Source organism: Vibrio sp. D401a (genome assembly GCF_030248515.1).
Taxonomy (GTDB): domain Bacteria; phylum Pseudomonadota; class Gammaproteobacteria; order Enterobacterales; family Vibrionaceae; genus Vibrio; species Vibrio rotiferianus.
Window position 1 is genome coordinate 172009 of record NZ_JAHGAI010000008.1, and the last position, 12144, is coordinate 184152.

General features: G+C 44.4%; 12 protein-coding genes. 3 read left to right on the top strand and 9 right to left on the bottom strand.

The window, feature by feature from the left end; genetic code table 11:
- Nucleotides 1–33 precede the first annotated feature (33 nt).
- Nucleotides 34–1029 carry a succinylglutamate desuccinylase/aspartoacylase family protein gene (locus KIV41_RS05015; protein WP_038867648.1) on the top strand — a complete coding sequence of 332 codons (996 nt, stop codon included), beginning with the start codon at nt 34–36 and terminating at the stop codon, nt 1027–1029.
- Nucleotides 1030–1141: 112 nt separating this feature from the next.
- Here KIV41_RS05015 and KIV41_RS05020 read toward each other — a convergent pair whose 3' ends face one another.
- Nucleotides 1142–2263 (bottom strand): multidrug effflux MFS transporter, encoded by a 1122-nt coding sequence (locus tag KIV41_RS05020; RefSeq protein WP_285335814.1) that lies wholly within the window; start codon nt 2261–2263, stop codon nt 1142–1144.
- A gap of 128 nt (nt 2264–2391) precedes the next feature.
- Between KIV41_RS05020 and KIV41_RS05025 the strand changes: the two genes are divergently transcribed.
- The gene (locus KIV41_RS05025) at nt 2392–3171 is read left to right on the top strand and encodes a helix-turn-helix domain-containing protein (protein WP_244663155.1); all 780 of its coding nucleotides are present in this window, start codon (nt 2392–2394) and stop codon (nt 3169–3171) included.
- Nucleotides 3172–3188: 17 nt separating this feature from the next.
- On the opposite strand, the gene KIV41_RS05030 is transcribed toward KIV41_RS05025, so the two are convergent.
- The 7 genes from KIV41_RS05030 to KIV41_RS05060 all read right to left on the bottom strand — a co-directional run bounded on the left by KIV41_RS05030 (nt 3189) and on the right by KIV41_RS05060 (nt 8236).
- The gene (locus KIV41_RS05030) at nt 3189–3710 is read right to left on the bottom strand and encodes a lipocalin family protein (protein ID WP_252042680.1); all 522 of its coding nucleotides are present in this window, start codon (nt 3708–3710) and stop codon (nt 3189–3191) included.
- A gap of 56 nt (nt 3711–3766) precedes the next feature.
- The gene (locus tag KIV41_RS05035; RefSeq protein WP_252042678.1) at nt 3767–4294 is read right to left on the bottom strand and encodes a histidine phosphatase family protein; all 528 of its coding nucleotides are present in this window, start codon (nt 4292–4294) and stop codon (nt 3767–3769) included.
- Between the two features lie 27 nt (nt 4295–4321).
- Complete coding sequence (locus KIV41_RS05040) at nt 4322–4750, bottom strand: hypothetical protein (protein ID WP_252042677.1); 429 nt, start codon at nt 4748–4750, stop codon at nt 4322–4324.
- Complete coding sequence (locus KIV41_RS05045; protein WP_285335817.1) at nt 4737–5390, bottom strand: amino-acid racemase; 654 nt, start codon at nt 5388–5390, stop codon at nt 4737–4739. Before KIV41_RS05045 ends, KIV41_RS05040 begins: the two co-directional genes overlap by 14 nt.
- 70 nt (nt 5391–5460) lie before the next feature.
- Nucleotides 5461–5706, bottom strand: coding sequence for a hypothetical protein (locus KIV41_RS05050; RefSeq protein WP_005444063.1), 246 nt, complete (start codon nt 5704–5706; stop codon nt 5461–5463).
- A gap of 117 nt (nt 5707–5823) precedes the next feature.
- Nucleotides 5824–6366, bottom strand: coding sequence for a (d)CMP kinase (locus KIV41_RS05055; protein ID WP_252042676.1), 543 nt, complete (start codon nt 6364–6366; stop codon nt 5824–5826).
- A 184-nt stretch (nt 6367–6550) separates the two neighbouring features.
- A complete protein-coding gene (locus tag KIV41_RS05060) occupies nt 6551–8236 on the bottom strand; it encodes an immunoglobulin-like domain-containing protein (protein ID WP_252042674.1) in 1686 nt (561 codons plus the stop codon).
- Between the two features lie 375 nt (nt 8237–8611).
- On the opposite strand from KIV41_RS05060, the gene KIV41_RS05065 reads away from it, so the two are divergent.
- The gene (locus KIV41_RS05065; protein WP_252042673.1) at nt 8612–8992 is read left to right on the top strand and encodes a cystatin domain-containing protein; all 381 of its coding nucleotides are present in this window, start codon (nt 8612–8614) and stop codon (nt 8990–8992) included.
- 88 nt (nt 8993–9080) lie between these two features.
- On the opposite strand, the gene KIV41_RS05070 is transcribed toward KIV41_RS05065, so the two are convergent.
- Nucleotides 9081–12137 carry an SMC family ATPase gene (locus KIV41_RS05070; RefSeq protein WP_285335818.1) on the bottom strand — a complete coding sequence of 1019 codons (3057 nt, stop codon included), beginning with the start codon at nt 12135–12137 and terminating at the stop codon, nt 9081–9083.
- Nucleotides 12138–12144 lie beyond the last annotated feature (7 nt).

Consider the following 12144-nt stretch of genomic DNA (forward strand, 5'->3'; position numbering starts at 1 on the left):
ATCGAAGTAAGATGTTTTGGAGTGACAACTTTAATGGCAACACAATTTCTGGATGACGTAATTCAAGGTCATCAAGTCATTCAATCTCTTGACGTAACAGACTTGCCTGCAGGCGAGCATAAGTTTTGGTTCCGTATCGCAACCAACGCCCTATCTCAGTGGCAACATTTACCTGTGTTGGTTTTCAAAGGCGAAAAACCGGGTAAGAAAATCATGATCACAGCAGGTGTTCATGGTGACGAATACAACGGTGTTTTAGCGGCTCAAAAGACCGCTCGTGAACTGATTGGTAAAGACATCGCAGGTACTGTAACTGTTGTTCCGACCATCAACCTAACTGGTATGCTGAACCACAGCCGTGACTTCTTCTCTGCGGATCCAGATGCATCTCCTGCAAACTTAAACCGTTTCTTCCCTGGTGATGCAAACGGCAACGAAGCAAACCGCTTCCTATTTGCTTTGTGGAATAACCTTCTTAAACCGAACGCAGAACTGGCGATTGATTTGCACACTCAAACCACTGGTGCTGCTTACCCGCTGTACGTGTTTGCCGATTTCCGTATTGAGCAATCTCTGGAAATGGCTCGCCTCATTAACCCAGATGCGATTCTTAACGATCCGGGTGACGCTGGAGTACTTGAAACCGTCTGGAACAACAGCGGCATTCCAAGCATCACCATCGAGGTGGGCATGGGTCGTTACACAGAACAAGAGCTGATCGACCGTACCGTGACTGGCATCTTCAATATCCTTGCTCGTCATGACGTAGTGACCGGTGAAGTTGCAGAGATCACGCCTTGCCTAGAAGGCAAAGACATCATCAGCATTCGCGCTGAATTAGGTGGTTTTGTACTACCACAAGTGAAGATGATGGATAAGGTAGAACAAGGTCAATTGGTTGCAATTCAATACGACAGCTTTGGTGATGAGATTCAGCGTTACACAGCGCCAACAGAAGGCACGGTACTGAGCCACAACATTGAATCGATCCGAGCGCCAGGTTCTTTGGTTGTTCGACTGATTAAGTAACACCTTTGAATTTAATAGCTTGTAATTTCAGATTGTTAGGCTCAAACCAATAACACAAAGCCCTGCATAACTTGCAGGGCTTTTCTTTGTTGGTATTTTCAACATGCTTCAGTCAAGCTCTACGTGACAATGTCACCAATAAAACCAATGCAGCACACGACATTAGAACAAATCCAAGGTTTTGAATCATTCCAGCTAAGCCTAGACCTGAACCAATCATCAAGTAGTACATTAATCCTAGCAATGCCCCTGCACTGCCCGCTTGTTGCTTGTAATCAACTAAAGCGGTGCTCAGAACATTTGGAATCGCGATACCAAATGCCATCACAATGAACAACATTGGGGCCAAGAACCAAATCGATGTTTGCAGCATAAACACACCGAAGCCTCCGATGATCAAAAATGCTGATGCAATCCAAAGCAAATGCGTTTGTGAGCGACCTTTTGCTAGCAATGACTTGTTCATCAAACTGCCAATTAAGGTACCAACGCCCAATATCACACCGCTGTATCCGAACTGCTCAGAAGTCAGTCCGAGCTGCTCAAAAGTGAATGCGCCCAATTGGTAGTATGCGAATAAAGCAATGTTGTAGAGCGCAACCAACAACGCAGATTGCCAGATTTGAGCATCTTTCAACATTCGTCCAAGTAATGAACAGATGTTTAGCGGCTGCTTTTGAGTTTGTGTTTCAGGTAGATTAACCGCGTTGTAGCACAGCAAAACAAGCGCCAAAATAAACAACGTAAAGAACACAACCTGATAGCCACCGAGTGCTGTTAACTGACCACCGAGCAACATGCCAATCACTGGGCTAATGGAAATACCCAAACCCATAACGCTAAATACTTTGCTTAGCTCATCGCCTGAAAAGCTGTCTCTTAGCATGGTTTGTGTCACGACCGACCCAACCGCAATACCAAAAGCACTGAACGCGCGAGCTATCATCATCACGTCAAAGCTTTCTGTTTGCATAGCGACCAAAGCAGATGCGCCGTAAACCAACAACCCTGCCAGCATGGTCGGGCGTCTGCCCCACTTATCTGCCAAGATTCCCCAAACCACCACGCCAATAGCAAATGCAGAAAAATAGATAGATATGGTTTGCGCTGCTTGCGAATACGTCACAGCAAATGACTGAGCAATATTACCTAGCGCTGGGCTGTATATGGTCTCCACAATTTGCGGAAACATCAGCATCACCACCATCAATCCAATAGAAGGTTTCGTTTTCATTTTTACCTCTCTGTCCCACTCCTACAGATGTTTAAGTGGGTAACGAACTTAACTTGGCGTGCAGTATAGAAGGCGTTATGCTTTACCCATTAACAACATTAAAACCAAAAACATCAAGATTCGGACAAATGGCAATTATTGAAGATAATACTCGATTTGATGCGGACGCGATTGCCGCGAGTGTGGTTGGCATTGCAGCGGATGTCGGCAAACATGATTCCGGTATGCACGAACACAAGAAAGGACAATTGCTTTATGCGCCACAAGGCTGCATGACGTTCGCACTCGATAACTCTATTTGTACCTTACCACCAACTAAAGCGGTGTGGATTCCGCCACATACTTCTCACAGAGCCGTCATGACCAACGTTGTGGCTTACCGTTCACTCTATTTTGATTGCAGTGAATACAACTGCCCTGATGAAATAGTGATGATTGAGGTGAACGATCTTTTAAAAGCACTGATCGACAAAATGGCATTGTGGGAATGGGATATTGAAGAAACGAAAACTCAGGCTACGAGCGCTTTGTTTTGGGAAGAGTTTTACCAAGCGAAGCAGTTTGAGTTCTCTTTACCCTTGCCTTCTGATAGGCGTTTAACAGGGTTTCGCAAGGCAATGACCAAGGGTGATTTTATAGCTCCTGAGTTAAACCAACTGTCACAAACCGTTGGCGCGAGCAGCAAAACTATCACTCGCCTATTTAAGGCTGAGACTGGCATGTCTTATCAAGATTGGCGTCAACAATGGCGGCTACTTAAGGCTATTGAGCTCTTATGTGAAGAAAGACAAGTCAGTGATGTTGCCCATTGTTTAGAGTTCTCATCAGACAGCGCATTTATTGCGTTCTTTAAGAAACAAACCGGACAGACACCACTGAGTTTTATGAAGCACAGATCGTTGTTATAAGACGATCATTTCGCGCGTTATTTGGTTTGGTCTACGAGAATTAGCTCGTCCAACGCAAAGCCTTTATCTTTTGCTACTTGTTTGAAACGCTCGACCGTTGCTTTATCGACAGTTGGTGTGCGTGACAGTAGCCATAGGTAGTCGTGATTGAAACCAGAGATAAACGCGTAGTCGTAGTTCTCACCTAGCTCAAATACGATGTAAGACGAATAAAACGGACCGAAGAACGACACTTTTAAATGCCCTGTGTTTTCACCATCAACGAAATACGCTTTGCCGTCAGCTTGCGTCCATTCTTTATCTTCTTCTGAATAACCTCGGTTGATAACCGTTACGCCACCATCCTCACGAAGCTCGTATTCAGCCGTCACATTAGATAGACCGCGCTCAAAGGAGTGATCAAGACGGGCAATTTCATACCACTTGCCTAGATATGGTTGAAGTTCAAAGTTATTGACCGGCTCCACGCCGTCCGGTTTAGACGTACAGCCAAACAACGTTGCAAGAGACAAAAGTAAAAGTGTTTTAAGAGATTTCATACAGCAACCTGAAATTAATTTAGTGTCTGATTTTACTATAGAAGATAAAAATTCGATCAGAAATTAATGTATCGAAATTCTCCACAGGACAGTCCTACGTCTTGGAAACCTTGTAGTGCTTCAAACACATTAAAGTGGCTCACGACAACAACCTTTCGATATTGGCGGTAACGATCCAGCACCAATTCAGCCCGTGCTTGTAGCTCATCAACATGTTCGTAACGATTATCGGTCATTGGAATACCCGCTTTTAACAACTCTCGGTATTCGTGCCAGCGTCGGTCTCTCTCATTCAAGGTAATGTAGCCGCCTTCTTTGTCAGCACGCCACTCTCTCAAGTCATGCTCAACAATCAAAGGCAAACCGCGGTGACGATTGAGGATTTCTGCAGTTTGAAGGGCTCTTGTGTAAGGAGAGCTGATGATGATTTCAGCATCATTGAAGACTGGATGATTGAGCTTTTCTTGCAGCACGGGCAAATGCTCTCGACAAAGCGGCGCATAGTCCTTCTCAAGCTGAGTCATCTGCCGCTCATCCGCTAACGTAAAATCTGGCACGCCATGCCTTACAAATACAATGTCCATATTGTGGTGCTCGTCCTTGTTAAATTGCTATTGAGAAATTGGAGTCAGTTTTAGATAGGAGTGCACTTCTCCATTTTTGTATTCAATCGCCGAGTGGATGGAAGGTTCACGGTTTCCCACAACAGAAAGTTCATAAGTGTTTTCACCTTTGTAGATCGTGATATGAAGTACGCCAGCGTCTAGCTCCCAATGCCCTTTGGTATGAAGGCGTCCAAACAAGGTGTATTCATCAAGTGAACCATCTGCATGCAAATGTACCTCTGTGATGTAGCCACCCGTGCAGCTCTTGATCCAGCAACGATCACTGACTTCTTCGAGGCGTATTTCTCTTTTGCTTGCCTTCCATTTTGAGAAACGTTCCGACTCAGCAAAAGATGCTTCGATATCGGAATGTTCTTTTATGGGCGTCCCTTCAAGCTCGCGCAAGCAAAGCTGAATCCAACTAGTTATTTGCATGGAATATCCTTAAGGTTTCAATTGCCCTTTTTACGCCTAAACGTGGGCTGCTTAATACTGGAATGTCGACATCAACTAATGATGCAGCACCTGACATCGAAGCTTGTGCCAGTACGATTACGTCATAATCACGAGCCTTTTGCTCTATTACCGCTTTTATCTTGTCGTAATAGCCTTGGTTATCTTGGTCGAGAAAGCGTTCCCAAGCACCTTCAACCACAAACGTATCTAACTGACTGATACAATTGCCCTCACTCGTCTCAAGTAACGCCAAGCTAGGTTCAATGGTTGTCGATAATGCCGCGAGTAACAACACTCGCTCATGAGTTACAGCTTGGTCACCCATCGCGCGGTCGATACGCTGAACGTTAACGCCCTGCTCTGTAAGCGACTCAGGAAAGCGACCAATTGAGGAGCAAGTACAAACCACCAAGTTTGCTTGTTCAGAAAGCTCTCGTACTTTGCCTTGTACTGATTGCTCCACCTCAGATTCGTCCTCTCCAGCAACCAAACACTCCAACAAGTCGGCATCGGCAAAGTGTGCGACTTTTAAATCAGGCGCGAGCTCTGTCATCAGTTTGGAGAAAGGTGGAATGTGTACGGGTGAAGTATGAAGAAAATATAGGTCGTATGGCTTCATGCTAAGTTGTCGATTTTTAGTTCAATTTCGACAACTTAGCACAAGGCGATGGGAATTAATGCGATCAGAGTTACTGTTGTGCTTCCCAAAGACCAAGAAAGTACTTGCCGTAAACCACTTCAGTTTGCATATGCATAATCAGTAAAAATGCAATCAAAGCTAATATAAAGCGATTGAAATAACGGCTGACTTTGGTACGGATTTTTATATCGAATACTCCGATATGAATACCAACATAGGCAAAGGGGTAAACCAACAAAACAGCGAGTAACCAACCTAAGTAGCCGGATATCGCCATTTCCTCGTAACCGATCATAATACCTCCACAATGAATACGACGGGAACTTGGTTAGTATTCATCATCTAACGGAGGCGAAATGTCAGGATTTACACAGCTGCGAGCCGTTGCCAAAAAGTCCTTTAAATAAGTTACTTATCTATTTATAAAATCTTGAGAACCAAGAAAATCTTGTGCCATTTTTGGTGAAGTGATGTGGATGAACTTGATCGGTGAACCTTTTAAGTCCTCTTTCAGTTTTAGATAACGCTTCCGATTCTTTCGGTAATTCTTAACCGACCACCAAATAATCGAATCCTTACTCAAAAACGCTTTTCTAAAGCTTTCTCTATTGCCAGTTCCTTCCCAGAACTCTTCTTTAGTCCATGCCCTTTTGATAGCACGAGTTACGGAGCGATAAGTGGTGATAGAACGTGAATAATCGAGCCAGATGATGGTATCGACCCTTTGCCATTTGTACGGTTGTGTTCGGCTGTAGTTCCCGTCGAGTACCCAAGCGTCTTGTTGAGTTACGTCAACGACTTTATCGAAGAACGTCTCATCATCGAGTTCTTTCCAATCGGGAAGCCAGAACAACCTGTCCATTTCTATGTACGTGACACCTAATTTCATTGCGAGTTGCTTTGAAAACGTCGATTTACCGCTTGCACTGCTGCCTACTACATTGATCCTTTTCATTAAATCCTCCTAGGTGACCGTACCAAATTGACAAAGAGCGACGCATTCCAACTATAGGTAAGTCTGGAAAATGCGGAGGCGGGATATTAATGATTACGCTTTAAAGTTCTAGTGTAGGTTCAATAAGATGTGAAGTTACGCGCATAAAAAAGCCTCCAGTGAAGGAGGCTTGCAAATGAACTAATTACAACTTATCCCATGCGTCTGACCAATAAACGGTTTCACCTGGCGCATAAGAAGGATTTGAACACCACCCCGTGTATGGCCATGGTTTACATTGATACAAGTTGCCATCTGAACCTGTGACAATGTCACCTGCTTCATACGCTTTTCCAGATTCATACGGAGGGTAACTGCTGCCATCAGAAACAATCACAGAGCGTTGAGCTGTCGTAGTTTGATTAGCACTGTCCGTTACGCGGTAAACCAAGTTGTAGGCGCCTAGAACGTTCACATCTACACGGCCCTCTACACGAACTTGATCAGTCAAATCACCGTCTTCTGCATCCGTGGCTTTTACACCTGCCATTGGGTCAAATGCATCACCAAGCTGGATAGTTGTATCCGCGACACCTTCAAACTCAGGCACAAGACTGTAAACAACAACCGTTCTGCTTTGCTTGGTTTCATTGTTGTCGCTGTCTTTTACACTGTAAACCAAAACATAAGTGCCAACAGTGTTCACATCAACTGAACCTTCGACAGTAATGCTGTTAGTTAGGTCTCCATCTTCTTTATCAGATGCGGTAACACCTGCATACGGATCAAATGCACTACCGTGATGCACTCGAACATCGTTGATGCCGCTAAACACCGGTTCGCCTTCACTTGGCGGTGGTGGAGTCTGACCGTGGATAAACGGACCGTAATCCTTCACAAATTTTTCACCGTACGCCTGACCATTCTTGTTGGTGCCCATATCCCAGTTAACTGACCATGTCATTACGCCACGAAGTGCTTGCCCTTGCGCTTTAAGTTGGTCAAACGCGTCGTAAAGATCTTGAGGATCTTGTACAAAGCCCGTTGCTGCTGCATCAATGTTAGATGGAATACCAAACACCAATTTGTCATGCGGAATTTTATGGAAACCACGTGTACCGTTCGATAGAGAGTCTGAAATGTAGTAAATGAATTCTTGTTTTAGCGCATCATTGTTTTGTGCAATCCAACCCACACCTTCAACCCAAATACCATCACCACCTTGGTTGTAAAATTGAGGGTTGATCCAATCGTAGTACCCTTCTAATCCAGTAATATAAGGAACGTATTTGCCACCTTCTGTTAAGTATGGAAACTCAGGCGCCATCGTAATTAGGAAGTTTTTGCCCTGCTGTTGATAGTGTTCTTTTACAAGGCGAAGTGCAGCTGGGATTACTGTTTGGTTGTCTGACGCGGTTACTGCAGATTGCTCTAAATCGATATCCAGACCATCAAAGCCGAACTTATCAGTAAGGCGGATGATCTCTTGTGCGAATGCTTGCTCATCGCCAGTTTTCAGCTCGACGTGCGCATCTGCACCACCAAGCGCAATAAGAACGGCGCGTCCTTGTTGGTTTAGTGCGCTAATTTGATCAATAAATTGTTGTTCTGAAACACCAATATTTGGATCGAGCTTAAAGGTTGGAATGCGACCTTCGCTGGTATTGAACACCTTCATGAAGGAGACGTTAACCACATTGTACATTGGGTCAACTTCATCCAGCGTCACACACGGCGCATTACCGCCCTTGTAACCAGCCCCATCGCACCAGTTATGCCAATAACCGACTACAACACCGCCATCTGGATTCACCATTTCATTAGCGGATGCTACGTTTGAAAGACCACTCAAACCCAATGCTACTGCTAGATATAGCGCTTTTTGCTTCATCGTGTTACCTCTCATCCATTTTGCTTCATCACAACAATCATTCAGCACTTTATATTAGTGCCTAATGAATTTTCATTGGATTATATGGCTGTATTGCGAAAACAGATACACGTGCAAAGTTATGTTTTCCAAGTCTATTTTATAATTGTGATCTTAATTCACGACGCGAAACGAATAGGAAATTAGCGTTCGCTCTTAAGCGTGACTTACTAGCAAAATTAGGCAAAAAGTTAACCAAAATCTATTTTTTGGAGCTCGCTCGCAACGATTTAATCAGGATTTAACCCTGTTCATATAAAAAGTTTGCACAACGTAGACATTGGGCTGGAACGCCAACTTATATAATGCGGGCTTACATAAATAGAGGTTATTTTTATGAAATTAAAAACAGTGTCAGCTTGCGCAATCTTGGTTTTGCTTGTCGGATGTCAGCAAAAAACTCAAGATGAAGCGACACAGTCAACAACCTCGGCAGATGTATGTAATACACAAGGAAATATGCCAAGTGGGTGGAACGAATTCGATGCTACCCCAGACGCTCAAAAGGCAATGGCCTTTGTCCTAAACAAAATGGAAACTCTCGCTTCGTTTAAACAGATCTTGTCCGTTCATGCACAAATTGTGAGTGGTGTGAACTACGCGATAGAGTTTGAATTGAATGACGGATCAGTATGGAACACAGTTGTTTATCGCAACCTTGATGGTGAATATGCGATTACGCAATCACCGAAAGAAGGTCGCTTCTGCGAACAATAAATGCTTCGAAACTGAGAACCAAAAAGCCCCGCTATTTTACACCGTAATTTAGTGGGGCTTTTTGTTTATTCATATTTTCCAGTACTGATTAAGAATCAAATGCCATCTGAGACTTCACAGAAACTGTAGAACCAAGTCGCGACGGTTCGACATCAATGCGTTGCGCCATTTGCTCTTTCAGCTCGGAAACGTGAGAAATCACGCCAATCATGCGACCCGTTTGCTGTAAGTCGACCAAGGTTTGAATCGCAAGATCCAAAGACTCCGGATCTAAGCTGCCAAAACCTTCATCAATAAACAGTGTATCTAAACGAATACCACCGCTGTAAGACTGCACAACATCAGACAGACCGAGCGCTAATGCCAACGCAGCCATGAAAGATTCACCGCCTGATAATGTCGCGACATCGCGCGTTTTGCCTGTGTAGCTATCCTCAACCACCAAATCCAAGCCTCGCCCTGCTGCACCTTTAAAGCCTTCGGTTTTGCGAGCCAAGATATAGCGGCCTTTACTCATCAGACTTAGACGCTGTGAGGCTTGAATCAGTACATCGTCTAATAACACACCAAGGACAAATCGGTGCAAACTAATACGGCTACCCGTTTTACCGCTTGCAACGTCATACAAAGTACCAAACACTTTATATTCGTCTTCTAACTTAGTGTTCTTGTCATGTAACGTCGCGATGTCATTACGCACTTTCTCTAGACGTTCAAACAAAGAGCGCGTGCTATCAAGCTGATTGCGCGCTTCAACGTAACTTTGCTGAGTGCTGTTTAACTTAACGTTAAGCTCTTCTAAGTCGGGCAACGCCAAATCTTTCAACGTTGAACTCAAATCTGCCAATGTTTGTTCTAGCTTGATTTGAGTCTGTTTGAACGCATCAATTTCTTGCTGCCAAACCTGCATCTCGGCTTCATCAACTTTACATGCTAGGAATTGCGCTTCATCCTCGAATGCACTCGCCTGCAACGCTTGCGCCCAATCAGTTTTGGCTGTGTTCAAACGTTCATGTGCCTCATTCAACCACTGTTGATTGGTTGTCAGTTGGCTTTCAATATTGGTCTTAGCCAGCACCGCTTTTTGCAAATGGTTTTGTGCAACCTCGAATGTGGCATTTAACTCCGCAATCTGTTTTTGAATCGCAACAATGTCTTGTTCAAGAACTTCAAGAGATGAGTACTTAGCATCTAACGAAGCAGACAGTTTAGCCAGTTGCTCTTGGTTCACTTTTATCGTCGATTCATTCGCTGCCATCTGGTTTTGGAGATCATTGATCTTACCTTCCCCAGTAACACAACGTTGGTTTAACTCATTGACGCTTTGTTCCAGCTGAACCAAGTTAATCGATGACAATTGCTGTAAACGTTCATTGAGCTGCTGCATGGACGCTTGTAACGCGCTTAAATCCATTGATGCGTTTTGACCAAGCTCAACGGATAGTTGCTCAATCTGCTGCTTGTATTGTCCGATTGCGATATTGTGCTGCTCCAACTGATTGTTCAATTGGTTAAGTACAACTTGCCCTTCTCGCTCCGTGTTTCGAGCACGCTGAACTTGCTCTTTTGTTACCTCTTCACCAACAAATTGAGCGGGTTGAGGGTGTTCTACACTACCGCACACCGGACACATTTCACCGGCTTGTAAACGCTGAGCCAATACAGCGGCTTGAGCATTGTGCCAGCTCAATTCAAGTGTATCTGCTGAGCGTTGAAGTTCTACGTATCGCGCTTTTGCTTGGTCAACCGAAGCTTGTTTGCTAGGCGTCAATGCATCCAATTTAGCTAGCTCTTGGCTTAAGCCAGTTAGCTTCTGTAGGTCTTGCATCAAACGTTGTTGCTGTTTTATCTCAGCCTCTACACTGCCAATACTTGCAACATCGACTCGAGCTTGATCCAGTGACTTCTGACCTTGTTGCGCCTCTAGCGTTAACTTCTCTTTCAGAGCGATATATTTATTAAGCGTTGCCTCAAACTCCGACTTTTGCGTCAAACCTGCATTAATGGCTTTCTCTAGCTCTGACTTTTCAACCAACTTTCCTTTCATACCTTCAAGTTGGTATTTCTGTTCTGTCAGTTTTGGCAATTGTGCAGCTTGTTCTTTCGCGGTTTGCAGTGCGCCTTCTTTGGATTTTACCGCGTCATTTGCCACAGTAAGATCTTGAGATAACTTAGCCACCTTTTGCTCAAGTTCTTGCGTTTGCTTTGAGGCGTTTTGTAACGTGACATAAGGCAACTCAACCTTGCTTGCCTTCTTCGCATTGTCTAACTGCAATTGACGTGATGAGACAGCATCGCTCTGTTCCAAGTGTTGCTTCAACGCAATTTCGGCTTGCTCGCGCTTTTTGAACTCATTGCTCAGCGCTTCTGCTTTTTGCAGTTCCGTTTTTACCGCATTTAATTGCGCCAGAGATTCTTGCTCTTGCTTTTGCACCGATTCAAATTGAGCAGATAAGGCTTCACGCTGCTCTGTTAACTCCGCTTCGGAAGAAACACCAGCTACCTGCAGCGCGCCTCGAATTTGGTTATCAAACTCGTCTTTGGCTTTGCTAATGGCACTCGCTTTGTCTTTCAGCGCATATTCAATCTTCTTGTAGATATCCGTTTGGAATAGCTGACCAAATATCTCTTCACGCTCTTTGGACGTCGCAAGTAACAACTCTCGAAACTTACCTTGCGGTAGCACCATCACTTGGCGGAACTGAGTTTCGTTCAAGCCAATAATATTGGTCACTTCTGTCTTTACTTGCGTTGTTTTGCTGGTGATGAGCTTATCTTCGTCCGTAATCTCATACAAAGCTGCGGTATGCTTACGCACCGTCATGCCCTCACCACGCGCCTTTGGTGCTTCTTGTTCTGGTGAGCGAATCACTCGATAAGACTTACCGTGCAAAGAGAACTCTAGCGTCACTTCAGTTAGCAACGTTGGTGCTGCCATATCGCAACGCATTTGAATGCCTTGACGCTCGTTACCCGTTGTTTCACCATAAAGCGCAAAACAAATCGCATCGAGAATCGAGGTTTTACCCGAACCAGTAGGACCGTTGATAAGAAACAGAGGGTTAGTTCCCAGCTTGTCGAATTCAATCGTTTCTGTTTGAGCAAACGGACCAAAAGCCTGCATTGTCAGTTTAATGGGTTTCATGTTTGGT

Excerpts from the sequence above, each read along its gene's own strand:
- KIV41_RS05045 (WP_285335817.1), bottom strand. The coding sequence starts at position 5,390 with ATGAAGCCATACGACCTATATTTTCTTCATACTTCACCCGTACACATT.
- KIV41_RS05025 (WP_244663155.1), top strand. The coding sequence starts at position 2,392 with ATGGCAATTATTGAAGATAATACTCGATTTGATGCGGACGCGATTGCC.
- KIV41_RS05060 (WP_252042674.1), bottom strand. The coding sequence starts at position 8,236 with ATGAAGCAAAAAGCGCTATATCTAGCAGTAGCATTGGGTTTGAGTGGT.
- KIV41_RS05015 (WP_038867648.1), top strand. The coding sequence starts at position 34 with ATGGCAACACAATTTCTGGATGACGTAATTCAAGGTCATCAAGTCATT.
- KIV41_RS05055 (WP_252042676.1), bottom strand. The coding sequence starts at position 6,366 with ATGAAAAGGATCAATGTAGTAGGCAGCAGTGCAAGCGGTAAATCGACG.
- KIV41_RS05035 (WP_252042678.1), bottom strand. The coding sequence starts at position 4,294 with ATGGACATTGTATTTGTAAGGCATGGCGTGCCAGATTTTACGTTAGCG.
- KIV41_RS05065 (WP_252042673.1), top strand. The coding sequence starts at position 8,612 with ATGAAATTAAAAACAGTGTCAGCTTGCGCAATCTTGGTTTTGCTTGTC.
- KIV41_RS05020 (WP_285335814.1), bottom strand. The coding sequence starts at position 2,263 with ATGAAAACGAAACCTTCTATTGGATTGATGGTGGTGATGCTGATGTTT.
- KIV41_RS05030 (WP_252042680.1), bottom strand. The coding sequence starts at position 3,710 with ATGAAATCTCTTAAAACACTTTTACTTTTGTCTCTTGCAACGTTGTTT.
- KIV41_RS05040 (WP_252042677.1), bottom strand. The coding sequence starts at position 4,750 with ATGCAAATAACTAGTTGGATTCAGCTTTGCTTGCGCGAGCTTGAAGGG.
- KIV41_RS05070 (WP_285335818.1), bottom strand. The coding sequence starts at position 12,137 with ATGAAACCCATTAAACTGACAATGCAGGCTTTTGGTCCGTTTGCTCAA.
- KIV41_RS05050 (WP_005444063.1), bottom strand. The coding sequence starts at position 5,706 with ATGATCGGTTACGAGGAAATGGCGATATCCGGCTACTTAGGTTGGTTA.